General features: G+C 53.8%; 23 protein-coding genes. 15 read left to right on the top strand and 8 right to left on the bottom strand.

The window, feature by feature from the left end:
* Nucleotides 1–196: 196 nt before the first annotated feature.
* Nucleotides 197–1072 (bottom strand): type II secretion system protein N, encoded by an 876-nt coding sequence (locus ONV78_RS24895; protein WP_279507139.1) that lies wholly within the window; start codon nucleotides 1070–1072, stop codon nucleotides 197–199.
* A 307-nt stretch (nucleotides 1073–1379) separates the two neighbouring features.
* Here ONV78_RS24895 and gspE point away from each other — a divergent pair, with 307 nt between their 5' ends.
* The 11 genes from gspE to gorA all read left to right on the top strand — a co-directional run bounded on the left by gspE (nucleotide 1380) and on the right by gorA (nucleotide 11882).
* Nucleotides 1380–2936: a type II secretion system ATPase GspE gene (gene gspE, locus ONV78_RS24900; protein ID WP_279507140.1), complete on the top strand. Its 1557-nt coding sequence runs from the start codon at nucleotides 1380–1382 to the stop codon at nucleotides 2934–2936.
* Nucleotides 2937–3020: 84 nt separating this feature from the next.
* Nucleotides 3021–4244 carry a type II secretion system inner membrane protein GspF gene (gene gspF, locus ONV78_RS24905; RefSeq protein WP_279507141.1) on the top strand — a complete coding sequence of 408 codons (1224 nt, stop codon included), beginning with the start codon at nucleotides 3021–3023 and terminating at the stop codon, nucleotides 4242–4244.
* Between the two features lie 41 nt (nucleotides 4245–4285).
* On the top strand, nucleotides 4286–4735 hold the full coding sequence (gene gspG / locus ONV78_RS24910) for a type II secretion system major pseudopilin GspG (RefSeq protein ID WP_279507142.1): 450 nt from the start codon (nucleotides 4286–4288) through the stop codon (nucleotides 4733–4735).
* A 47-nt stretch (nucleotides 4736–4782) separates the two neighbouring features.
* Nucleotides 4783–5337 (top strand): type II secretion system minor pseudopilin GspH, encoded by a 555-nt coding sequence (gspH, locus tag ONV78_RS24915; RefSeq protein WP_216737992.1) that lies wholly within the window; start codon nucleotides 4783–4785, stop codon nucleotides 5335–5337.
* Complete coding sequence (gene gspI / locus ONV78_RS24920; RefSeq protein ID WP_216737991.1) at nucleotides 5321–5734, top strand: type II secretion system minor pseudopilin GspI; 414 nt, start codon at nucleotides 5321–5323, stop codon at nucleotides 5732–5734. The genes gspH and gspI overlap by 17 nt, the downstream gene beginning before the upstream one ends.
* Entirely contained in the window at nucleotides 5734–6558 is an 825-nt protein-coding gene (gspJ, locus tag ONV78_RS24925; protein WP_279507143.1) for a type II secretion system minor pseudopilin GspJ, read from the top strand. The genes gspI and gspJ overlap by 1 nt, the downstream gene beginning before the upstream one ends.
* On the top strand, nucleotides 6461–7588 hold the full coding sequence (gene gspK, locus ONV78_RS24930) for a type II secretion system minor pseudopilin GspK (protein ID WP_253938455.1): 1128 nt from the start codon (nucleotides 6461–6463) through the stop codon (nucleotides 7586–7588). The genes gspJ and gspK overlap by 98 nt, the downstream gene beginning before the upstream one ends.
* Before the next feature lie 67 nt (nucleotides 7589–7655).
* Complete coding sequence (gene gspL / locus ONV78_RS24935; RefSeq protein ID WP_279507144.1) at nucleotides 7656–8945, top strand: type II secretion system protein GspL; 1290 nt, start codon at nucleotides 7656–7658, stop codon at nucleotides 8943–8945.
* A 3-nt stretch (nucleotides 8946–8948) separates the two neighbouring features.
* On the top strand, nucleotides 8949–9473 hold the full coding sequence (locus tag ONV78_RS24940) for a type II secretion system protein M (protein WP_279507145.1): 525 nt from the start codon (nucleotides 8949–8951) through the stop codon (nucleotides 9471–9473).
* Nucleotides 9474–9850: 377 nt separating this feature from the next.
* Nucleotides 9851–10477, top strand: coding sequence for a GNAT family N-acetyltransferase (locus ONV78_RS24945; RefSeq protein WP_127970117.1), 627 nt, complete (start codon nucleotides 9851–9853; stop codon nucleotides 10475–10477).
* A 58-nt stretch (nucleotides 10478–10535) separates the two neighbouring features.
* On the top strand, nucleotides 10536–11882 hold the full coding sequence (gene gorA, locus ONV78_RS24950) for a glutathione-disulfide reductase (RefSeq protein ID WP_279507146.1): 1347 nt from the start codon (nucleotides 10536–10538) through the stop codon (nucleotides 11880–11882).
* Nucleotides 11883–11903: 21 nt separating this feature from the next.
* Here gorA and ONV78_RS24955 read toward each other — a convergent pair whose 3' ends face one another.
* The 5 genes from ONV78_RS24955 to ONV78_RS24975 all read right to left on the bottom strand — a co-directional run bounded on the left by ONV78_RS24955 (nucleotide 11904) and on the right by ONV78_RS24975 (nucleotide 18732).
* Nucleotides 11904–13883 carry an ATP-binding protein gene (locus ONV78_RS24955; RefSeq protein WP_279507147.1) on the bottom strand — a complete coding sequence of 660 codons (1980 nt, stop codon included), beginning with the start codon at nucleotides 13881–13883 and terminating at the stop codon, nucleotides 11904–11906.
* Nucleotides 13880–14827, bottom strand: a complete 948-nt coding sequence (locus ONV78_RS24960) for a hypothetical protein (protein WP_279507148.1) — start codon at nucleotides 14825–14827, stop codon at nucleotides 13880–13882. Before ONV78_RS24960 ends, ONV78_RS24955 begins: the two co-directional genes overlap by 4 nt.
* A 14-nt stretch (nucleotides 14828–14841) precedes the next feature.
* Entirely contained in the window at nucleotides 14842–17091 is a 2250-nt protein-coding gene (locus ONV78_RS24965) for a TonB-dependent receptor (protein ID WP_279507149.1), read from the bottom strand.
* A gap of 167 nt (nucleotides 17092–17258) precedes the next feature.
* A complete protein-coding gene (locus tag ONV78_RS24970; RefSeq protein ID WP_279507150.1) occupies nucleotides 17259–18377 on the bottom strand; it encodes a hypothetical protein in 1119 nt (372 codons plus the stop codon).
* A 127-nt stretch (nucleotides 18378–18504) separates the two neighbouring features.
* The gene (locus tag ONV78_RS24975; RefSeq protein ID WP_279507151.1) at nucleotides 18505–18732 is read right to left on the bottom strand and encodes a hypothetical protein; all 228 of its coding nucleotides are present in this window, start codon (nucleotides 18730–18732) and stop codon (nucleotides 18505–18507) included.
* A 71-nt stretch (nucleotides 18733–18803) separates the two neighbouring features.
* Here ONV78_RS24975 and ONV78_RS24980 point away from each other — a divergent pair, with 71 nt between their 5' ends.
* The 3 genes from ONV78_RS24980 (at nucleotide 18804) to ONV78_RS24990 (ending at nucleotide 20524) form a co-directional block, all read left to right on the top strand.
* Nucleotides 18804–19703, top strand: coding sequence for a S1/P1 nuclease (locus ONV78_RS24980; protein WP_279507152.1), 900 nt, complete (start codon nucleotides 18804–18806; stop codon nucleotides 19701–19703).
* A 102-nt stretch (nucleotides 19704–19805) separates the two neighbouring features.
* Nucleotides 19806–20126 (top strand): hypothetical protein, encoded by a 321-nt coding sequence (locus tag ONV78_RS24985; protein WP_216737981.1) that lies wholly within the window; start codon nucleotides 19806–19808, stop codon nucleotides 20124–20126.
* Between the two features lie 122 nt (nucleotides 20127–20248).
* Nucleotides 20249–20524: a hypothetical protein gene (locus tag ONV78_RS24990; protein WP_011397705.1), complete on the top strand. Its 276-nt coding sequence runs from the start codon at nucleotides 20249–20251 to the stop codon at nucleotides 20522–20524.
* Between the two features lie 144 nt (nucleotides 20525–20668).
* Here ONV78_RS24990 and ONV78_RS24995 read toward each other — a convergent pair whose 3' ends face one another.
* Entirely contained in the window at nucleotides 20669–21520 is an 852-nt protein-coding gene (locus ONV78_RS24995; RefSeq protein ID WP_279507153.1) for a PEP-CTERM sorting domain-containing protein, read from the bottom strand.
* 338 nt (nucleotides 21521–21858) lie between these two features.
* Between ONV78_RS24995 and ONV78_RS25000 the strand changes: the two genes are divergently transcribed.
* The gene (locus tag ONV78_RS25000; protein WP_279507154.1) at nucleotides 21859–23718 is read left to right on the top strand and encodes a cellulase family glycosylhydrolase; all 1860 of its coding nucleotides are present in this window, start codon (nucleotides 21859–21861) and stop codon (nucleotides 23716–23718) included.
* Between the two features lie 63 nt (nucleotides 23719–23781).
* Here the strand turns inward: ONV78_RS25000 and ONV78_RS25005 are convergent, their stop codons facing one another.
* Nucleotides 23782–24321, bottom strand: a complete 540-nt coding sequence (locus ONV78_RS25005; protein WP_279507155.1) for a chorismate mutase — start codon at nucleotides 24319–24321, stop codon at nucleotides 23782–23784.
* Nucleotides 24322–24483 lie beyond the last annotated feature (162 nt).

Raw genomic sequence — 24483 nt, forward strand, 5'->3', positions numbered from 1 at the left:
ATGAGTTTTGTAAAACTGTGTAAGGAAAGGTGAATCTTAAGACTAGCCCTAAGTGGCTTAAATACAAGGGAAATAAAGTGGATTGCGCTGGAATGGCCAGGGTTTGAAAAAGCAAGGATTAGAAATCGTTAATTTAGGGAGGGGAGATGGGGCGCCGGAACGATATTGACGTTTCGGCGCTTAAAATCGGGCGCGACTAACCGTTGTTCTTTTGACGGATTTGTTCGCGCAATTTTTGCAGTCGATCACGAATTTCCTGACGACGTTGTTCGTCCATTTCGCTCAGCTCTGAACTGTTATCGTTGGAGGGCTCGGAAAGCTCTTCCGGCGGCTGATCGATAGCGTAAGTCGGCTCTTCCTGATAGGCGGGTTCTGAAATCGCCTGCTGAGAGCCGTCATCATGGGGCGCATCTACGACGGGAACCGGCTCGCCGCCGCTGTCAGGCTGCTCATACTTGGGTTCTTCGTATTGAGGCTCCGGGTATTCAGGCTCTTGATACTGCGGCTCTTCGTAGACGGGTTCCTCGTAGGCGGGCTCAGTATAGTCGGGGGCGTCGTCGCGAGAGACGCTGGCGTAGCTTTCTATACTGGCGCCGGAACTGGACTCTTCCGGGAAGAACAGATTTTCAAGGCTGCCCCGGCGATCAATGACCACGCGGTTGGCGTAGACAGAGTGTAGCGTTGCGTTGCCGGGCATGTTTTCGCCCACGCGGAAGAAATCGGTATTGCGATCCGGACCCTCAATCAATGCGCCGCCGGACTCGCCTTTTTCAAGGTTGGTGGCGGCCACGCCCCGCAAAGTCAGGCGCAGATTGGTGGAGGGGAGGTCTTCCGTTTCTTTCTTCTGGGCGACGGGTTCATTTTTGCCGAACAGATTGAGGGGCGCCAACTGTTGTACGGTGCGTTCCTGTTTGACCTGGGTTGCTGGCGCTGCCTTGACTACAATTTCCTTCTTGGTGTTGTAGTCGAGCCAGAACTGATAACCGCGCCAACCAACCGTTGCGGTAGCGGCGATCAACAGTAGCGACGCCGTAATGGAGGGGGCGGAATTGAGTAGTTTGTCTTTGTTCACGATGAATCTGTCTCGGTGTTCTAATGGCTCGCTTTTTATTATGTGCGACCATTGTCCCGGTTAAGTAATTCTGTGCCCGGTATTTTTGCTGTAGCAGCTCTAAAAGAAAAGTCCGGAATTCTCAAAAATATACTAAAAACGGGTATTTAATGGCCTTTATTACATATAATTAACTATAAATGAAATGAGACCAGGTAGTCTGGAATCTCTTGAAAAGATAAAGTAGATTCTCAAACCTTCCCGGCTTCCATGTATGGCCTGAGCGTAAGCCGGAATGACAATGTTTACAATAGACTAAAGGTTAGATATGGACGAGCGCCAACTCGAAGCAACTGAAGACGCGATTCCAGTATTGACGGACGATTCCGAAGATCAGGAGGATCAGCCGCGGTCCTATTACCGCCTGCCGTTTTCATTCGCCAAGCGTCATGGCGTGTTCGTCGGTCAGCCGGATGAGAATCATGGCCAAGTTGTTTATTTTAAAGAGTCGCTGAAGCCGCAAATATTTGCGGAAGTAAATCGATATGTCGAAGGTAAATGCCGCTTCGAAGTGATAGAAGATGGCGTCTTCGAGGATGGTCTGGCGAAGGCTTATCAGAATGACTCCACCGAAGCGATGCAAATGGTGGAGGGGCTGGGTGACGACATGGACCTGGCCAGTCTGGCGGATTCCGTTCCAGAAACGGAAGACCTGCTGGAGCAGGAGGACGACGCGCCTATCATTCGTCTGATCAACGCCATCCTGACGGAAGCGGTAAAAACCAACGCTTCGGATATTCACATAGAAACCTTTGAAAAAGACCTCGTCGTGCGCTTCCGCGTGGACGGCGTATTACGGGAAATGGTCAAACCGAAGCGGGCTTTGGCGCCGCTGTTGGTGTCTCGTATCAAGGTTATGTCCAGGTTGGACATCGCGGAAAAAAGAATTCCACAGGACGGCCGGATTTCCCTGCGCGTTGCAGGTAAAGAAGTAGATATCCGGGTGTCCACCATGCCTTCCGCCAACGGCGAACGTATCGTACTGCGTTTGTTGGATAAACAGGCGGGCAGGTTGAAGCTTGAAAAGCTTGGTATGGCTGATCGTGACTTCAATCTGATCAAGAAACTGATCCATCGTCCCCACGGCATTATTTTGGTGACGGGTCCTACGGGCTCCGGTAAAACCACCAGTTTGTACGCGGGACTGTCTGAAATCAATGACCGCAGCCGCAATATCCTGACGGTCGAAGACCCTATCGAGTACAACCTGCCCGGCATCGGTCAAACTCAGGTCAACACCAAAGTCGATATGACCTTTGCACGAGGTCTGCGCGCCATTCTGCGTCAGGACCCGGATGTGGTGATGATTGGTGAGATCCGGGACTTGGAAACGGCCGAAATCGCAGTACAGGCGAGTTTGACCGGACACTTGGTGTTGTCCACCCTTCACACCAACAGTGCGGTGGGGGCAGTAACCCGTTTGATGGATATGGGCGTGGAGCCATTTTTGATATCTTCCAGTTTGATCGGCGTAATAGCTCAGCGTCTGGTGCGCGTATTATGCGAGCACTGCAAAGAGGCTTACACGCCGGACGACGAAGTTTGCGAGTTCCTCGGCATTGATCCGCAAAATCCTCAGCATATCTACCACGCGAAAGGCTGCGCTGAATGTAACCACCTCGGCTATCGCGGACGTTTGGGGATCTATGAGGTGATTGAGGTCGATGAGGAATTGCGTCACCTGGTGCATAAACAAGCCGGCGAAATGGAGCTGGAAGCCTGCGCGCGCAAGCGTGGCCCCAGCATTCATGCGGACGGCATCGCCAAGGTGTTGAAGGGCCTGACCTCTGTGGAAGAGGTGGTGCGGGTAACTCACCGGGAGTAAAGCGCAAAGGGCGATTATTGAAGAAGGTTCGACGGCGGGCGCTTACTTCAGAACGGCAGTCTAAATTTCATAGTATTACCGCATATGGCAGCATTTGATTTTAAAGCCCTGGACCAAAAGGGGCGTCCGCAAAAAGGCGTTCTTGAAGCGGATAGCGCCCGTCAGGTCAGGCAGCAGATTCGAGATAAAGGCTGGACGCCGCTGGAAGTCACCCAGGCGTCTGACAAGCAGAGCAACAAAAATGGCGGAGGCGCCTTTCGTCCTCGCGGCAGTCGGCTTAGCGCCTCTGATTTGGCGCTGTTGACCCGTCAGATCGCCACACTGATTCAGTCCGGCATTCCAGTAGAGGAAACGCTGAGCGCCGTGGCTTCGCAAAGTGAAAAAGCCAAAGTCAGAAGTATGATGCTGGCGGTGCGTGCGAAGGTGCTGGAGGGGTATTCGCTGGCGGACAGCCTTAGCGAATTCCCCAGCGCGTTTCCGGAGCTTTACCGTTCAACGGTAGCGGCGGGTGAGCACGCAGGTCATTTGGACTTGGTATTGAACCGTCTCGCTGACTACACCGAGCAACGGCAGATGAGTCGGCAAAAAATTCAGCTGGCCGCCATCTACCCGGTGATTCTTACCTTTGTGGCGTTCGGCATCGTCGGCTTTTTGCTGGGCTATGTCGTACCTGACATCATCAAAGTGTTCGTCAGCAAAGGGCAGGAGCTGCCTGCATTGACCCAGGTGATCCTGGCGTTGAGCGATTTCGTCGCCAGCTATGCGCTGTTAATTGTGGCCGCTCTGATCATCGCCTTCTTCTCCTTCACTTATGCGATGAAAAAAGAAGGCTTCCGACTTCAGGTGCATCGGCAATTGCTGCACCTTCCCTTCACCGCGAAGATGTCGCGGGGAGTTAATACCGCCCGTTTCGCCAGTACTCTCAGCATACTCAACAGCAGCGGCGTGCCGCTGGTGGACGCCATGCGCATCGCTGGCGAGGTGTTGAGCAATCAATGGCTGAAACTACGGGTCGCCGAAGCGGCGCAGAAAGTGCGGGAAGGCGGCAGTCTGTACAAGTGCCTGGAGCAGACCGGTTATTTTCCGCCGATGATGATTCATATGATCGCCAGCGGCGAGGCCAGCGGCGAGTTGGGGGAAATGCTGGAAAGGACCGCCAGCAGCCAGGAAAACGATCTGCAAAGCCGCATCGCAACGATGGTTGGACTGTTCGAGCCCTTGATGCTTTTGGTCATGGGCGGCGTCGTACTGATCATCGTTATGGCGATCATGTTGCCGATTTTGAGCATGAGCGACCTGGTTGGTTAAAATACACATCAATAAAAGAAGTAATGTTACAGAGGGAAAAAATGAAACCTAAAGCGTCATTCAAAACCAGGAAATCCGTACAGGGCTTCACCCTGATCGAAATCATGGTTGTATTGGTTATCCTTGGATTGCTGGTGGCTGCTGTGGCGCCCAAGATTTTGGGGCGCGCTGATCAGGCGAAAGTGACGACCACGCAAACCAACATCAAAACCATCAGCAATGCTCTGAATATGTACAAGCTGGATAACTACAATTTCCCCAGTAGTGAGCAGGGCATCGAAGCGCTGGTGAACAAGCCTTCCGGTTTTCCCGAAGCCAAAAACTGGAACCCGGATGGTTATATCGACAAACTGCCTGTTGACGGCTGGCAGAGAGAGTTTGTTTACATTGCTCCCGGCACTCATGGCCCGTTTGACCTGTATTCATTAGGCGCTGACGGTAAAGAAGGCGGCGAAGGTTACGACGCTGACATCACCAACTGGGATAGATAATCAGTACGCGGCCCCTGTGTCTGGGGCGGCGGTTGGATAGAGACATTATGAAGCGCGCTCACAAAGGTTTTACGCTGATTGAAATACTGGTCGTGCTGGTCATTATCTCGGTAATGGTCGGTATGGTCACGTTGGTGGTCAGTGGCAATCGTGAGCGCCGAGAGTTGGAAAATGAGGCCAGAAAACTTCTGGCCATCATGCAGATGACATCCGACGAAGCCATCTTTCAGAATGTGGACATTGGATTGCGCCTGGACGATCACGGCTATGCGTTCATGGGATTTGACGATACGGCGCTTGCCTGGATTGAATTGCCGCAGGAATTTCTGAAAGAAAGAGAACTGCCTGAATGGGTGGTTTTGGACTTTGACAAAAAGAACAAAGAAATTGAGCTGAAAAACAAGGACGAAGGCAAGAAAGACAAGAAGGACGACAAAGACAAGAAGTTCCTCCCTCAAATTCTGTTTTTGTCCAGCGGGGAAAATACCCCAGTCAACATCGAGCTGAAGCTGAAAAGTAATGAAGACATTAAGTTCATCATCAAGTCCGATGGGTTGAACGGATTTGAGTTGAAAGGGCTGGCGGATGATGAAGATGCTTAAACCGTTGCGGCGGTCGCCGCGAAGCCGAGCAGAAGGCTTTACGCTACTGGAAGTGCTGGTGGCGTTGCTCATTTTTTCCATCAGCGTCGCCGCTTTGGTGCGTGGTATGACGCAGATTGTGAAGCAGACGGAGCAGTTGGAGCTAAAAACTTTCGCCGCCTGGATTGCAGACAATGAATACACCGAGCTCGCCATCGCGGAAAACTTCCCCGCCGTTGGTGAGAAGAAGAAAACGATAGAGTACGCCAGCCGTACTTGGCGTGTTGTCGAAAAAGTCATCGCGACGCCGAACCCCCAGATGAGAAAAGTGGAAATTCAGGTCCTGATCGCCGATACGGCGAACCTGTCGGAAAGGCAGGTTATCTCGGTCACCTCGTTTATAGGTAATAACTCCTGATGCCTCCCGCAGTCATGTCGTCAAAATCCGCCGCCGTAACATCCCGCTCCCGGGAGCGAGGCTTTACCTTGCTGGAGGTGCTGATCGCCGTCACCATCACGGCGATTATCGGTACGGCCGCGTTTCAGTTTTTGGGGCAGGGGATACGCAACAAAAAAAATCTGGAAACCAAGAGCGAGTCTTTGGAAGAAATTCAAAAGGCGCAGCGCGTGCTGGAAGGGGACCTCGGTCAAATTGTCGCCCGTAGCGTACGCGGGGAATATGGCGATGAATTCTATTCTGTCACTAACCTTAATGCGCTGAAGCTGATTGAGTTTTCCCGCACGGGTTGGCGCGACACTAACGATCTGCTGGAGCTGATCGCGGATGATGAAGAGGAAATCAGTCGCCGCAGTAATCTGCAGCGGGTTTCCTATGAGCTGGAAGAGAATACGTTATATCGGGAGTACTGGGAGGTCATGGACCGGGCGCAGGACTCTCAGCCGCTGAAGCAGCGTCTGCTGACGCACGTCAAATCCGTGAAGTTCAGATTTATGGACAAAGACAATCAGTGGCATAACGAATGGCCAACGGAAGAGATGTTGACCAATCAGAACGAACCCGCCTATTTGAAAGTGCCTAAGGCGCTGGAAATTACCCTGGATCATGAAAAGTTCGGCAGCATCCGTCGCATATATCAGGTGGCGGGTTGGGCTGAGATTAAGGATTCCGCCAATGGCGGTGGTAATGGCGGCACTTCAGGTGGTGGTAGCGGCGGTAACAATTCCGGTGGCGATAAACCCGATCCCAATGGTGGCGGCGACTCAGGTAGCGGTCGTGGTTAGTGGCGGAAATCGCGGGCTGCGCAAGCAGTCCGGCATAGCGGCGCTTATCGTTATCTTCATTGTTGCGCTAGTGATGGTGCTGGTGGCCGGCCTCTTTAATATTCATTACCTGGATATTCGACGCACCTCTAATATTCTGGAGCAAGATCAGGCGAAGATGTACGCCCTGGCGGCGGAAACCTATGCCAGAACCATATTGCGTGAGGACTTCGCCCAGGATAAAAAAGCCAACAAAATGGTGGACCACGAGGTCGATAACACTGATGAGCCCTGGGGGCAGTACGCGATTCAGATTCCCATCGACACCAATGTCGGTATTCAGGGGCAAATCGACGATCTCATGGGGCGCTTCAATATTAACAGTCTGGTCACCAATAAAAACGGCGCCAGCGCAGTCAATAAAGAAGCGGTCCAGCAGTTTGAGCGTTTGTTGAGTTCACTAAAAGACATCAATCCGGATGTGACGGCGGAGAAGTTCGTAGACTGGATTGACGTGGACGATCAGATCTATCAGCTCAAAGGCGCGGAAGAAGAAACCTATCTGCTCAAAAAACCGCCATATCGCGCCGCAAACTCGTATTTCAATGATATATCGGAATTTTGGCTGATCGACGGCATGGACGCGGCGACTTATAAAGAGCTTAAAAAGTTTGTGGCGATCCTGCCCAACAGCTCCGGCATGCTCAATGTGAACACCGCGCCGGCGGAAGTGTTGATGGCGTATATTCCCGGGCTGGATAAACAGACTGCGGATAAGATTGTCGACATTCGCAAAGAGGAAGGGCATTTCGCTGACGTGAATCAGTTTCTTTCTCTGGCCGAGTTAGCGGGCAAGAAGGAAATACCCAAGAAATTGTTTAGAGTGAATAGCGAGTATTTTCAAGCGACGTTGCGCGCTATTTTTAATGAACGGACAACGCGGTTAATATCTATAATTCATCGTGACGCTGAAGAAGGTAACACCAGCGTTTTGCGACGGGATTTTGGTAAGAAAGAAGACATTACCAAGGAAGTGTATGTTCCCAAATAAGGACAGGATCAGTTTCTGGCTTTCCGTCGCGGGACTGTTCGGAAGAAAATAATTAAATGTGTGAATTATGACCATCAAGTTATTTGTTAGACCGATTCCGGTCACCCAAGCCGCCGCCACAGCGCTGGAATGGGCGTTGTATAGTTATACGGGCGAGCGGATTGGTTCCGGAAGGGCTGACGACGCCGAAGAGCTGATGCAGTTGGTGGCTCAGCACGATCTGCAGGATGTCTGGGTGCAGTATGTGCTGCCAGCCTCTCATTTTACCTTCACGGTCGCCCACGTGGCCGCCAAACAGGCGCGCTATGTGCAGCAGGCGTTGCCCTTCGCCATAGAAGAAGCCATCGCGGAAGACGTTGAATCCATGCACTTGGTGACCGGTGAACGTATCGGCAAAGAAGAGTATCCGGTGCTGGTCATTCGTCGCGAACGGATGGACCGCTGGTTTGAAGCCGCGAGCGCGCTGGAGTTTCCACTACATGGTATGTATGTGGACGCGCAAATGTGCCCGGGCGAAGAGGGCGCATTAACGGTGCTGTTTGACGGCGATGAAGTGTTGCTGTTTCAGCCTGGTCTGGTGTGTATGCGCACCCATCATGAAAACCTGTTGCCCTACCTGGAAATTTGCGCGCGCAGCCGTGCTTCTTCTGAGGACGACGAGGCGCCGGCATGGAATATTCGCGTGCTGACGCCGGAAGATCAAAAAGAAAGTCTGGGCGTTCTGTTGGCGCAAATTGAGCACGTTGACGGCGCGATCGTACAGATGGAGACTTTCTCCGTACCGTCCTTCGACTTGCTGTGCGAATCTTTTTTCAACACCAGCCATGCCGCCAACCTATGTCAGGGCCCCTATGCGATTAAAGAAAGCAGCGGTTCATCCGGCATCGGCAAATGGTGGCCTGTTGCGGCGGTCGCGGCGGGATGGTTCGCCATTCAGGTCGGCCTGGACCTGACGCAAGGGTTCATGTACCAGAAGCAGGCGGATGAATACGATCAGAAAATGGTCAAGCTATACCGTTCGCTGTATCCCAATGAGAAAAACGTGAGCAGCCCCAAGCGACAAATGGAAGGCAAACTGCGTAACGCCAGCAACACGGGCGGCGGAGGCTTTTTGCTGCTATTGGGTGAGGCGGGTTATCAACTCTCCGTGCAGCCCGGCAAGCAGAATATGGGCTTCAACAACCTCCAGTTCAGCAACCAGCGCGGCGAGCTCGCGGTGGAAGTGAAAGCCCCTTCCTTGGACCAGCTGGATCGTTACAAGCAGGCGCTGGTGCAGTCGGGTTATCAGGTGGACATCGGCTCTGCAATCAAAGAGCCCAGTGGCGTCCGCGGCAAGATTACCATTAAGGGGAGCTAAGCAATGGGAAGCATGCAGCAACTTAAAAAGATCCCCGCCGTGGGCAAGGGCCTGAGCTGGTTTTACGGCCTGTCGCAGCGTGATCAGACCGCTCTGAAGTGGATGATTCTGGTCGTGGCGGCGTTCAGTGTTTACATGTTTGTATGGGCTCCGGTGCAGGACTTTGTCGAGAGTTCAAAGAACAGTGCGGAAGCATCGCACGAGTCTTTGACCTGGATGAAAGAAAATGAAGCCCGTGCACGCGCCTCTTCGCGTCAAAGCGGTGCTGGAAAAGGTTCGATCTCCGGCGGCCAGTCATTGTTGTCCACCGTGGGTAGCAGCGCTCGCAAGTTTGGGTTGGAGTTACAGCGCTTCGAGCCGCGTGGCGAAGACAAGGTCAATGTGTGGCTGGATAAAGTCTCGTTCAACCAATTGATGCTGTGGCTGGGCGAGCTTGAGAAGAACTATGGCGTCGCGGTTGAGCAGATCACCGTAGATAAAGCCGATGCGCCCGGAGTTGTCAGCTCCAGGCTTTCCTTAAGCATTTAATCCCTTTATTATCAGTGGATGCGGCTGTTTTCATCAGCCGCTGACGCTATCCGGAAAATTCGTCAGAATTCAGATAACGGACCCATTTTGTTGACTGGCGCAAGGACGTGTCAGCGGGTTGTATAACCCGAAGCCCAGGGGCGGGAACTTTCCTCTTTGGGCATGCGTTAAAACGTCTAGGGAAGCGGTTTTTAATGCTGAAGCAGTAAAAGGAACGACAGCAGTAATACAGTCGGCAAGCGCCTGGAGAGACCCCTGCGGGTAACGGTGCGTCTGGCCGGTATTAACCGGCTTGGGCCTGTAGAACGCCTGTTCAGCGCGCTTGGAAGTACAAATATAAAAATAATGATACTTTCTAGCTCTCAGGAGACCATAAAATGACTGGGGACCTCGTCGCTGACACTGCTTTAGTGCGCTTGGACAGAAGCGCGTTGTCTGAAGCAAAGTCCATTCTGTTTCATGCCTACCGCCATGAACCCACCTTTCAGTATTTATTTGATTCTTCCCGCCCCGGTTATGACCAAAGAGTTCGCGCCACCATCCGTGAAGGGTTGGAGCTGCACTTTGCGCACAATCAGGATGCGCTGGGGCTGGTGGATGAGGATACGCTGGTGGCGGTTGCATTTATTGGCAGCCCGGAAGCCAGGTTCAGTCTCGCCGATCAACTGAACTGGCGCATCAGAATGATGCTGACCGCGGGTTTGTCCTCCACCAAACGTTACATTGATTACCACGAGCAGGTGCACGCCTGTTTGCCGAAAGACACCCATCACCACTTGCCTTTTATCGGTGTGCACCCCAAATACCAGAGTAAGGGATACGGACGTATGCTGATGCAGGTGATTGAAGGCATCTGCCGGGAGAGTCCGCTGTCCTCCGGCATTGGGCTGGATACTGGCAATGCGCGTTACCTGCGCTTTTATCTCGGGCTGGGCTATGAAAAAGTAGGCGAGGTGCGTTTGGGCAACGTCACCGAAACGGTGTTGTTCAAACCTTGCCACTGAAGCGCTGTCCGCCGGTTTATTAATTTACCTAACGTAAAAGCTTAATAAGGCGCTTTAAATGTATGATTTAGTTGTTATTGGGGCCGGTTCTGGAGGCGTGAGGGCGGCTCGCGTCGCGGCTCAGTCAGGGGCGAAAGTCGCCATTATCGAAGAGCGTTTCTACGGCGGCACCTGCGTTAACGTAGGTTGCGTGCCGAAAAAGCTGTTTGTCTACGCTTCCCACTACGGTGAAGACTTCCACGACGCCCAGGGCTTCGGCTGGGATACAGGATCACCAACCTTCAACTGGCGTCGGCTGGTGGAAAGCAAAGATAATGAAATCAAACGCTTGAACGGTATTTATGAGAATCTTCTCAAAAATGCCGGCGTGGAAATTATTGACGGGCGCGGGACGATTAAAGCCCCCGGCCAAGTTGAAGTGAACGGCGAGGTGCTGCAAACAAAACATATTCTGGTGGCTACCGGCAGCAAGTCGTTCATGCCGGAGTTCCCAGGTTGCGAACATAGTCTGGATTCCGACGCTATGTTCTACCTGGAGCGTCTGCCGAATAAGGCGATTGTGGTGGGCGGCGGTTATATCGCTGTGGAGTTCGCCGGCATACTCGCGGGCCTTGGCGTAGAGACTCACTTGGTATATCGCGGTCCGCGCCTGTTGAAGAAGTTCGACGGCGATATTCGCGACTTCTTGCACGATGAGATCGTCAAGAAAGGCATTCATCTTCACTTGGAAGAGGATGTCGTCGCCATCGAAAAGACTAGCGACGACGTTGCGCCTTATTTGGTGAAGCTCAAATCCGGCGACACGCTGCAGGTTGGACTAACGCTTCATGCGACGGGCAGGACGCCAAATACAGCCGGACTAGGATTGGAGGAAAGCGGCGTCAAGCTGGGCGCCAGAGGCGAAGTGCTGGTGGATGACGATTACCAGACCAATATGCCTGGCATATTCGCCGTCGGTGATGTGATTGACCGTTATCAGCTCACGCCGGTGGCGCTGTCAGAAGGCATGTACGTTGCTAACTACCTGTTTGGCGAGAATCCGGTGTCGGTGGATTATGAACGCATCCCCACGGCGGTGTTCTCCCAGCCCAGCGTCGCTACGATAGGCCCAACTGAGGAAGAGGCGAGGGCGAAGCACAGTCATATCAAAGTTTTCCGCTCCAGCTTCCGCGCTTTGAAAAACACTCTCAGCGGCAATCAGGAGCGCACCATGATGAAACTGATTGTGGACGGGGATACAGATGTGGTTCTTGGCGCGCACATGGTCGGCCCGGAAGCGGCGGAGATTATTCAGGGATTGGCGGTGGCGATTCGAGCTGGCGCCACCAAGGCGATATTTGACACCACCATCGGTATCCATCCTTCCAGTGCGGAAGAGTTCGTCACTATGCGGCAGCCTGTTTAGGGGCCGCCTCGAACGCTTCTTTTAGCGATCTTCATCGCCGTGAGCGGCGGCGTTTTCCGGCGTGGGGTTTTCCGCGTCGGATTCGCCCAGCCAGGTCTGCAGGCAATCCACCAGCTGTTGCTTCTTGATGGGTTTGCTCAGGTAATCATCCATACCGGCCTTACGACAGGCGTCGGCGGCGCCTTCCAGGGCGTTGGCCGTCAACGCGACAATGGGAGTAGGTTTGACGCCTGCGCGGGATTCCATCTGCCGAATCTTGGCGGTCGCCTGATACCCGTCCATGATTGGCATCTGACAGTCCATGAAGATCAGATCGTATTTGCTCCCGCGTACTTTTTGCAGGGCTTCTTCGCCGTTGTCGGCATTTTCAGTCTCCACGCCCAGCTTGTTGAGGATGCCGCAGGTGACTTTCTGGTTGACCTGATTATCCTCCACAATCAAAACCCGGCCCTGGAACTGCGGAATCGGTCCGGCCGCCGGAGCGCTCCAACTGGCGCCGTCCGGTGAGCGCCGATAATGCAGCGTTAGCGCGAATTTGAAGCAGCTGCCTTTGCCGGACTCACTTTCAACGAAAATCTCCCCTTCCATCAACTCCAGCAGTCGCTTGGCGATCGCCAGACCGAGGCCGGTTCCTCCGTAGCGCCGCGAATTGGACTGGTCCGCCTGTTGGAACGAGCTGAACATGCGGCGCTGCTGTTCGGGAGCGATGCCGATACCGCTGTCCTCCACTTCGCAGGTGAAGCAGACTTTGTCGGCTCCGATTTCTTCCCAATTGGCGTGCACGCGGATATAGCCCTCCGCGGTAAACTTGATGGCGTTGTTAATCAGGTTAGCGAGCACTTGGCGAATACGGGCGGGGTCGGTGGTGACCAGCGCGTCCTGCAGCTCGCCTTCGTACTCCTGATGCAATAACAGGCCTTTTTCTTCGACCTGAGGGCGGAAGGCATTGAGCGTTTCCTCCACCAGGGAGCGCAGATTGAATTCAATGGGGTCGATGGAAAGACGTCCGCGCTCAATTTTGGAGAAATCCAGAATATCGTCGATGATAGCGATCAAGTGTTCCGTGGAGCGCATGGCGACATGGGTATATTCCTTCTGTTCCTCGTCCTGCTGGGTTTCCTGCAATAACTGCAACATGCCCAACACGCCGTTCATGGGGGTGCGCAACTCGTGGCTCATAATGGCCAGAAACTCGCTCTTGGCCTTGCTGGCGCTCTCTGCCTCGTTGCGCGCGGTTTCGATCATTCCCAGGTGTTCCGTCTGCTCCAGGCTGGCTTTTTCCAGCGCCACAGCTAACTGATTGATGCTGTCCCGTAATCGGCTCAGCTCCAGCCCTCTGATGTCCGGCGCCCGGGTGCGGTAGTCGCCGTTTTTAATTAACTCCACACCGGCGGTGAGCTGCTCAATGGGATTGGCTATGGAGCGGGCCATATTCCGGATTAGCAGATAGGTGAGGAACATGAGTAGAGCGGCCACAGTGAAGGAACTGTAGATGATCCGATGCTGGCCCTCAATGATGACGCTTTCAGTAATAGCGACTTCCACCTTGCCGATCCGTGAAGGACCGGTTGTGAACTGGAACTCGCTGGCGAAACTGGCGAAGGCGTCGTTCTCCAATTCGATCTGCGACTGCAGAATATCCGCAGACAGCACGATGGGCGTTTCATCGGCGTCAGCCAGTTTGCGGCCTGCGCCGTCGATCTCCGCCATCAAGTTGCCAAAGGAGTCATGAATGGTGATGTGGTGCACCAGCGGAGACTGAGCGACCTTGCCAAGCAGCTTCTCCAGGGCGCCGGTATTGCCGGAGATGACGTCATATTCCACCGCCGGAGCGAGCTGGTCGGCGATCAGTTGTCCCCGCGCGATCAGGTCAGTGCGGGCTTCGCTCAGCCGCACGGTGGTGAAGAAGAAAACCAGGCACGCAAACATCAAGCCGCTGGGCAACAGGCCGAGCAGTAACGACTTTTTGTAAACGCTCCAGTCTTGAAAACCGCGTTTCATTGTTCAGCCTCTGACATTTCCAGGCGATGCTGCAACTCGTAGGCATCGGGAATGATTAAATTCAGCGAGCGCGCCACCTGGATGTTGACGGCGACGGAGAAGTAGCGGGAATGCTCCGCCGGAGCTGGCTTTTTGTCAGTAAGATAGCGCTGGACTATTTCCGTCGTCTGACGGGCGAAGTCGGCGCTGGTTGAATAAGTAGTGGCGAGCGCCCCGGCTTTGACGAAAGCGAGAGAAGGGCCGATCAAAAAGCGATTGTGACGGTAGGCGGTGAGCAAGATGTGTTTGATCTGCGAGCCGTTGAAGACGTCAGTGTCCAGAATGCCCAACAGATAGTCGGTATTGTCCAGCGCGGCGCTGAGCATGCGTTGCGCGCTTTCATATTGGGATAAGGGATAATTGCTGAGCAGTTGTCCGGCCACTGGCGTGGCGGGCAAATCCGTCAATGGCTGGGCGCTGAGTACCCCTGCTGTCCGGGCGGTGGGCAGTATCAAGCCCGCCAGTCGCGCCTGTCGCTGCAACGGCGCATCCAAAAAGATAGCGGTGTGCGGCGTTGCGCCGGGATATTCCCGGGTTAATCTCAGATAGTCGCTGCGACTGACAAACAGACTGATCACCAGTTGTCCTTTAGCCCCCGCCAGACTTTGCTGCAATGCCCGCTCGCCCAACGCCAGAATGACGGCGTCGTTCTCCAATGTGGAAAAGTGGATATTGGCGTCGCTGATGAACTCCGCGCGCCAGGGAGCGGGAGACAGCGCTTTGAATTCCTCCAGGAACTTGGCGGCGATTGGCGTTCTTTCCGGTCCCGCCACATAGATTTTCAGACTGAACTCCTGGGCGCTTGCGGCGGTGGCGAGAGACAGCGCCAGCATCAAGGCTGTCCAGACCGCGTAACGCCGGGAGGCGATGAGAGAGAGGACTAGCGATGAGATAATACCGGCCATCCCTGGTCCCCGCCTCAAAACTTCAGGTTCGCGGACAAGAACAGATGGGTGCGGTCGTCCAGGACGTTGTCGCGATACATGATCGGGTCATCGTTCAGGTAATGCTCCAGTTTTGCGGATAGTTCCATTTGGCCGCGACCCAGGCGGCGATGATAACTGACGGTCAGGTCGGCGCGTTCGTAGACGTAGTCGCCAATGGCGTCAGCCAGATAGTAAGCCGCCGCCGCATCAAATCGGTCGCTGATCCGTCGCAGCCAGGCGAAACTGCCGCTATGGCGGGCGGACATGCGGGACTCGATCTGGAACAAACGACTGACGTCGAAACTGGTGTAGGCGGTGTAAAAGTCCGTCACGGAGCCGGTGTATTCCTCATCCTGATCCAGATAAGCGTAGGTTGCTCTGAGGGTGTCGCGCAAGGAAGGAGAGTAGGTGGTTTCGACCTCGAAGCCGGTTTGCTCAATCTTGAGGTTGTTTTCAGGTTCGAAAGAAAAGTACTGCAATGGCGCGCTGATAAGGTCCCACATGTTGTCGCGAAACACCTTGATGTCCGCTTCCAGTCCCCATTCCGGATAGTTGAGATAGTAGCCGATTTCGCGGGAGACGATTTTTTCGTTATCCAGCCCTCCCGGCGACCGGATCAGAAAACTGCGGGCTTCGGTCTCGCCATCCAGCGGCGGGTCCAGATCCCTGGCGACGAAGCTCCAGGCGACGGACTGCTCATAGGTGTCAGGTGTGCGCACGGCATGGGACACCACCAGACGCAACGTCTGGTTAGGCGTCAGGTGGTAGAACATGGCGCCCCGGGGGGAGAAATAACCGCCGTTAGCCTGATCATGCTCCGCCATGCCGCCCAGGTTGAAGCCGAGGTCTGGCTGAGGGTGGTATTCCAGGTTGAAAAACGCCCGTTGCAGATAGTTATCATCGCCGCCGTTGAAGTAAGTTTCTGAGTAAAAACTGTCTTTACGAAAGCTCAAACCGGACACCAGCCTGACTTCATCAGAAAAGGTGTAAGTGTCCTGCAGTTCGATGTCCTGACGGGTTTCGGCGATATCCAGGTTAATCCGGCCGCAGACGATGGCGTCGGGATCGCTGGCGAACATTTCATCGATCAATGCGAGAGCGATAGCGTCATCTTCTGTGGAGCCAAGCCCCGAGCCTGCTGCAGAGACAATATTGGCGCGGATCTCAGTGAGGGTTGCGCCGTTAGCGCCGATCAGGATGGAGCCGAAACGTTGATTGGCCGCGTACAGGGCGGACAGGTTGTCGCTGAATAGAATGGGGTGATTACAGTTGGTCCAGTCCTGCCGTCGGATGCGTCGATGTGCATAAGCCTGGACCTGAAAAAAGTGATTGGCGTTCACTTCCCGGCGCCAGTTCACCGAGGCGAAACGGTCCCGTTCGTCGGACTCAGGGACGCTGGTCTGGCCGTCGCCGGTATCAGGGTGATAGTCATGGTCGCCGTTCAACAGACCGGCTTGCACTTGCAGGCTATCTCGGGGCCCCAGTTGCACATTGGCGGAAAGGTTAAATCCGTCCAGATCGTAGCTGTCGATAAAGGGATCGCCATTGGCGCGACGATCAAAACCATCGTCCTGCTTGCCGTTCACGGAAAGACGGTAGTTGAGGGTGTCGCCGCCTCCGCCATAGCTGGCGTGATAGCGGTTATAGCCATTGCTGCCGTCCCAGTAGGTGAGGGAGGTTCCGTGCGTGTCATAGGGATGTTTGGTGATGATATTGACGATAGCCAGAAACGAATTGGCGCCGTAAGCGGCGGCGTTAGGGCCGCGGGTGATTTCTATGCGTGCGATGTCTTCCAGGGCGACCGGAATATTGAGCCAGTCCACATCCGCCAGATTGGGGTTGTAGACGGATCGCCCATCCACCAGCACCTGCAGACGGCGCTGCTCGTTGGCGTTAGTGCCATGGTAGCTGACGGAAGGAAGGTTGGAGGACACGGACCCGACAGTCATGCCGGGAACCAGACGAAAGGCGTCGTGCAGATTACGTACGCCAAGTCGATGCAGCAACTCTGCATCCAGAACTGTCACAGTTGCGGGAGTTTCCGAACGGGGCTGTTTGAGTCGGGCCGGGGTCAGCACCACCGGAATCTCGGCGGATTGCCAGTCCGTCATGGAGATGTCGGCCGCCGCCAGCATATCGTTCGAAGAGCTTTCGACGGCATGGGCGAGAGAGCTGGCGCAAGCTAAAACAAGCGCAGACAGACCGCGTCGCTCTTTGGTCGCTCGGACAGTTATCAACCGCATATGATAGCGTCTAGTTGTGTGGTATGAGGTTTCCCGGTGTCTTGTTCTTATTCGTCCGCTCCCTGCAAGATCAGCCGGCGTCGCTTCCGGCTCTGCGTTTCCGTCGCCCCTCGGGTTGTCGGTGAGGAGGAATCGCTGCTGACAAAGCTGACTTTTACCTTAGAAAGTCATCCGGCGCAATATTTAAGGTTTTTTAGCGCCTTATGCGCGCAAAGTTTGTCCGATGCGATGGCGACGTCCACCAAATAAAACAGAGACGCCAGCCCGAAATGATCCCTGCCCATGTTGTGATACACCATGCCCAGCGCAATATCTTCCGCGCTATAGCTTTGGTGGTGGCTGCTGAAATACAGGGCGCTCTGGTTCAGCTCCTCGTCATTCAGTAAGCGTGTAATACGGCCGACGCCGCCATGGTAGGCCTGAATCAGTAGCAGGCCATACAAGGCGTTGCGTTTCTTCTCCGGCAGCTTGCCGAACAAGGCGTTAAAAGGCTCTTCCAGATTGCGATGATTCTGCTGATACAGCTTCAACGCACAGTCAATCTGCGCCATGCGGTGCAGGTAATACTGCTTGGGCACGCCGCAATCCTTCAGAACGGTTGTGCGCAATTGCATGATGCCATTGGCGTTGGCGACGGAGCGGCTGTTTTTCAATCCGCCGCTTTCAATCAAAACCTGGCCGAGGATTTCCCGCATGATGGAGTCCGGGAAGCTATAGCGTCCCTGGGCTTTGCGTGTTTCGTAAATGTCGATGAAGGCTTTATATAGCGGCACAGGCTTATCCTTGTCGCCGACTTTTAAGCCGTCCCAGGAGCCCCAGATTAATACGTCTTTATCCGGCCCCAACATGCGCGTCGCGGACTCCTGCAGATCTACGTGGGGTTGATCGCAGGCGAGCGCGAAAGGATAACCGGCGTCGTTTAATGAACCTTCCGCCCAGAAAGGCTCCTTCTGCTTGGCCGCCAGCTTTTTACGCAGCTGGTTGATGGCCTGCTGGGTGTCGGCCTCATCATCCCGATTGTTGAGATAGCCTTTGAAGATGCCCTGGTTGTCGAACAGGATGTGCCGGTCAGGCTTTTCGCAAAATCCGGTGGATAACAAAACCCAGGTGCGGATGATGCTCAGATTGCGGTAAAAGTTGAGGCTGTATCGGTAAGGCGTCTGCCTGACGGCTTCCGTCCAACGCTCCAGTTGGGCGTCCGCGACGGCGCTTCTTACTGGTGAAAGAGACGTCAGCAGGACTAATGCAATAAAACGGATGACGAGAGTAATTCTAAAGCTACGCATATCCAAATAGTGTCAGCAGTGAAATTCATACGCAACCGGCGCGAAGCGTATTCTTGGTCTGTCTATAACGCGGAAACCACAACAGACCCTAGGCTAATGTATTGTTTTACGGTAACTTATGGAAGCGTTAGGGCTTGTGATCAAGTCTCCCTCGTCGTATAAAACGGCGCAAAAAGGCGTGTTTTCGCGAGAGCTTGCGCAGCCGCGCCCTGAACTTGGGCGAATAACGCGCCAGAACGGTCAGCGCGATAAAAATCAGCGGCAGGCCCAGAGGAATTGGCAACGGAAGAAGCACTGCGCCAACAATCAACAAGGCGGATGCGAGAATGATGTAAGTCCAATGTACCACTTTCATAGATGACGCACAGATAGGCGGAAATCGCGGCATCTTAATCCGCCGTTTATGACAGGATGATGAACAGTTTTATGAATGCGAAATTAGCCGTGAAAAGAGAACAAATGTTGTCCGTGTTGAGGTTGATCGGCGGGCGCAGGTTCAACTGGCGGGCGATGGTTGTCATGGCGGCGCTGGCGCTTTCGCCAACCTCCGCCTGGGCGTGGGGCGAACTGGGACACCGTGTAGTGTGTGATGTCGCCTGGAAGGAATTGTCCCCGGCGGCGCGTGATCAGGCGCAGAAGCTGTTGCAGCAGGCGGGCAAGCGTACTTTCGCGGAGGCCTGCCTGTGGCCGGATCAAGTCAGGTCCGAGAAAGAGTTCAAGCACACAGGCTCCTATCACTACGTGAATGTCGAGCGCGCCGCCACTGAAGTGTCCGCCGCTAAGGATTGTCAAAGCGAAGGCTGCGTGCTGACGGCGCTCAACGCCTACGCGGACGCCCTGAGAGGCAAGCCGCACCCGGATTACCAGGCCACTCCTGCGCAGGCGTTGATGTTCATCGGGCATTTTATCGGAGATATTCATCAGCCCCTGCATGTGTCCTATGGCGATGACCGCGGCGGCAACAAGGTTGTCTATAAACTCGCCGGTGAAGAAACCAATTTACACCGCTTATGGGATGTGAATATCCCTGAGTCAGGCTTGCCCCGGGATTGGCGCAAGGCGGGCAAGAAAGTGCGCGGCAAGCATCGTGGCGAGGCGGTGACCGCGCTGACGCTACAGGATGCGGAGAGTTGGGCGAATGAGTCGCTCGCCATTACCCGAAAAGTCTATGCATCGCTGCCAACGCAAGGCTCCGAATGGAGTAAAAAAGAGCTGGCGCGGGAATACCCTGTTGCTGAAATGCGTCTCTATCAGGCGGGCGTACGCTTGGGCGCGGTTTTGGACCAACTGTTGGTGCCCAATCAGGACCAGACTCAGGCGGATTAGACCAAAAGACGAGGGCGCAGCTCGTCAGCATGGTTCCCAGCCGCTTGCGAATCTGCATAGAATGGAAGTAAGCAACGGCGCAACCCGTAAGGAGATGTATCGATGGGGGTAGTAATCAGCTTTCGCAAGGACAACATTTCTCCGGAAGACGTCCTGCGCTATTTCTTCCATGAGATCAATGAGGCTCACGGCTTGGAATTGAGCCTGACCGATCCTCGTATCAAACCACATCTTGCCGCGTTGAAAAGTCTTGCGGAGGTTTACGTCAAAACCGCCGCGACGGAAGTGAAAGGAATCGACGAGGCGCTGCAGGAGCCGCTTCTGAAAGAAATCACCAAACTGAGGGCCCGTTTTTTAGCGGAAACCGTGTTGGGCGTCTTGCAGGAAGAGAGCATAGTGCATATTGTGCCCGACCACGAATGAAAGCCGTCCGTTTATCTCCGCTGCAATGCCGTTCTTCCGAGAATTGTTACGGAGATTTCCGGCGACGGACGCTTATCGTAGTTCAGGTTGTTTTTGATTAGTACGACACCAGGATTTGTTTGATGAATATTGAAGAACAGGAAAAAATCATCGGTCTGTTAGGATCAATGGCGATGTATAACGATAAGGGAATACACTGGACGGACGCCTCGCCGGAAAAGGCGGCGCAAGTGCGCGACGGATTCAGAAAAGCAATCGATAATCTGATTGCGGAAATAGGGCAGGACAATATACCGGAGCAGGTTTTAACCTTGCTGCGCTCGGACAAGGTGCTGGTGGATGGCCAGGGCTCCGCCTACACCGAGGCGCGTCGGCTGTTTAAAAGCCTCAACGCCTGATTTACCACTCTTTTCTCTCCCTCTCACGAACGCCCTGACGGCGGCGTTCGTTTTCAATCGTTCGTCTGGCGCAGATCTGAACCCGATGCCTCCAAGGAGTGAACCCTGATGTGAAAAACGGGGTCCACTCTTCGATTGTCCGGTTTAGGCGGTTAGACGAGTTCTGAGTCGCTTTTTGGAAAATAAGCCCAATAAGGCCATCCCGAATAACACAAACGCGCCAGGTTCAGAGACAGGAATGGGATCGGGACCGTCAACAAAACTGGTGACTTTGAGGTTATCCAGTGCGACATATACATCGTCGTTTCTTGGAGAATTGAACCCTTTCTTCCCAAGCGAAAACCGGAAGTTATCTATGTCTCCGCCTGAACTTTGGAAAGTAGAACTGGTTATGTGAGACCCGTTTACTGCAATGTTCCACCTGGATGCTGCCAGGTCTACGTCGATGACAAATTTAAGGATGCTCTCTTCTTCAAAATAGGCGGCGGCCGGGGGAGGTGAGAGTATGCGCCCGGTCAGTCCAATTTGTCCATTTGGTCGCAAGTAAACATTTTGAACCGTCGGCGTATCCAACAATAACGTCATTTGATACTCGGAGCCGATAAGGTTGGACGCCAGGATATCGTATTCGAACCTGTAATTGTCATAGCCACGACCCAGCCGAAATCCAATTTGGTCGTAAAGATATGGAGCCGTATTGCCGTTTGAATTAAACACCAGAGGTTGATCATCCAAAGCGCCGAATTGCTCTTTAACCGTTGGTGAACCGAACCCAATTTTAGTTGGAGTGTCGGCGCCTGAGCCAGTGGTCGGCGTTGATCCAGGAGTATGGATGGGGGAGTTGAAGTCGACATCGTAGTGGGTGATCACGCCTGCCTGGGCGTTTACGGCGCAAGCAAAAAGAACGCTACCTGCAAGAAAAATATTCCTTTTCATATAAAAAACTCTCAAAAATGACACAACAGCAGAATAGAAATTGTGCATGTTGAAACGCATGAATGGGTCGTTTTGATGACGTTTCAGACAGATAAAACACCGAACCTTTTCGTTATTTAAGACGGGGCGTCGCTGGTTTCACGCTGCCTTTGGAGGCCCGTGGTGACTGATTAAAAATCATTTCTTCTAGCTTTTCCCTCAAATCCAGAAACCTGACGCACTTGCCATTCGGATGAAAACGATAAGCAAATTGGGGGATTGACCCCGCTGTTGCATTCGCTTAAAAATTCTCCAACGTCTTCAGAAAAAGGATGTGTTTCGAGAAGGCGTCAGGGAGACCGGAGGCGGGTCCTGCATGCCGGCTCTGGCCCACAGCAACAAGAATCCAGGAAATCACTATGAGCAAGAGATCAGAAAAAAGGCTTTCCAGACTGTTGGAGGGCGCATTGAAAAAACGTCTTGGTAAAAATTGGCGCCGAAATGAAAACGTTTTCATATTCGGTTTGTTGTTCGGCTGCGCGACGTTGGCTCATGCTGTGCCGCCGCTATCGGTGCAGGGCAATAAAGTCGTCAGTGGCGGTAATCAAGTCAGTCTGGGAGGCAACAGCCTGTTTTGGAGTAACAACGGCTGGGGAGGGGAGCGCTTTTATAACTCTGGCGCGGTAGGCGCTATCAAAAACGACTGGAAATCCAGCATCGTACGCGCCGCCATGGGCGTGGATGAAGGCGGCGGTTATATACAGGACCGCGAAGGCAATCGTAATAAAGTCATCTCCGTGGTGGACGCCGCCATCGCCAACGATATGTATGTCATCATCGACTGGCACTCACACCATGCTCATGAGCACAAGAGCGAAGCTATCGAGTTTTTCCAGGACATGGCGCGCCGTTACGGCGACAAAAACAATCTTATTTACGAGGTCTATAACGAACCGCTGGACGTATCCTGGAGCGGCGTTATCAAGCCCTACGCCGAGTCGGTGATTGACGCCATCCGTCAAATTGACCCAGATAACCTGATTATCGTCGGCACGCGCCAGTGGTCTCAGGAAGTGGAGGAAGCATCCTGGGACCCTATTAACAGGAACAATATCGCCTATACGCTGCACTTTTATGCAGGAACCCATAAACAATGGCTGCGGGATAAAGCGCAAAGCGCCATGAACAACGGCATTGCTCTGTTTGTGACGGAATGGGGAACCGTAGACGCCAGCGGCGATGGCGGCGTTAATGAGGGCGAAACCTGGGCCTGGGTCGACTTCATGCGCAATCACGGCATCAGCCACGCCAACTGGGCGCTGAATGACAAAGCTGAAGGCGCTTCAACTTTCTGGCCCGGGGCTAGTGGAACCGGCGGTTGGAATGATGGAAACCTGACGCCTTCCGGTAAGCTGGTGAAATCCATTATCCAAAGCTCTGACCCCATTCCTGGCGGTGATGATCCAGGGCCTGGTCCAGATTGCGGATCAGTCTCCGTGCCCGGCAAGGTGCAGGCGGAAAACTACTGTGAAATGGAAGGCGTCAAAAAGGAAAATACCTCTGATGCTGGCGGCGGTCAGAATCTCGGTTATATCGATTCCGGCGACTGGATGACTTATAAGATTAATGTGCCCAGCGATGGGGTTTACACGCTTTCCTATCGGGTGGCGAGTCTGAACGGAAGCGGCATCTTACAAGCGGAGAAGGCCGGTGGTTCGCCAGTGTACGGCTCTATCGATATTCCATCCACGGGCGGCTGGCAAAGCTGGAAAACGATTTCACACGACGTTCAGTTGAGTGCGGGTGAACAACGAATTGGACTGGCGGCGGTGTCCGGCGGGTTCAATCTCAACTGGTTTGACGTCACTCAGAAAGGCGGTCCGGCGCCAAACGCCATTACCGTGCAGGCGGAAGATTATCTGGTGATGAGCGGTGTGGAGCTGGAAGACACCAGTGACACAGGCGGCGGCAAAAACGTGGGCTACATCGACGCCAATGACTGGATGTCCTACCCAGAGGTCGATATTCCGGAAAGCGGCGTGTATACCGTGGAATATCGTGTGGCGAGCCTGTATGGCGGCGGTGTGCTGCAGTTCGAGAAAGCCGGCGGCGATATCGTTTACGGCAGCGTGGATGTGCCGAATACTGGCGGCTGGCAGAACTGGAAAACCATCAAGCATCAGGTGACGCTTGAAGCAGGTAAGCAGCGTTTCGGCATCTACGCCCCTGCAGGCGGCTGGAACCTGAACTGGTTCAAGATCACCAAAGGACAAAAATAAGGGAAGGCCGTCTGATATGACGCCCCCGTTGTCGCATTGCATGGGGGGCGTCTGGTCGCAGGTTTATTGCTGCAGACGAATCTGTTTCAGCGCTTGGAAGATCATGTCTTTGTCGCGTTGAGACAGGTTTTCGATGGTCAGCGTGTCATTGAACAGGTCCCGTTCAGCGTCTGTGAAGGGACCTTCGTTTTTCAGTTTATCGGCGATAGCGATAATGATCGCGTCACCCAGCTTTAACAGCGCCGGGCGTACTTCGGCCTGCAAATCACGGGCGGGCTGCTTCAGGGCGTCAGCATCTGACAGCCAGTCGGCGCGATATCGGAACTGAATGGCTTTGGCGGCGGAGATCTGTGCGGTAAAGAAAGCGCTGACGGACTCTGGATCGACCCCATGTCCGGCGGCGCCGTCTTTGGCTTTATCCAACACTACGCGCTCCCGCTCAATGTCTTCAATAGGCGCGCCTTTCTGGGCTTTAAACAGCGCCACATCCTTCATATAACTCAAACGCTCGTTGATGATCTTGAACGTGGTCTCCGCATAGCCTGCGGCGAGGGTGGAATGAGAGAAGACTAAGCAAACGAGCAGAAATAACAGGTTCCTCATGGGAGCTTCCTTAAACAAACAATCAAATAATATAGAGAAAAAATAATGCGCTATTAAGCGCAAGCAGGCTCAGGGAAATGGAAAAGGGGGGAGCCTTGTCTCGATATTAGTGTGCTGATCATTTGCAACAATAAGTAATTGGCGGAAATAGACTTTTGTCTA

This window comes from Hahella sp. CR1 (genome assembly GCF_029813005.1).
In the GTDB taxonomy this organism is placed as follows: Bacteria; Pseudomonadota; Gammaproteobacteria; order Pseudomonadales; family Oleiphilaceae; genus Hahella.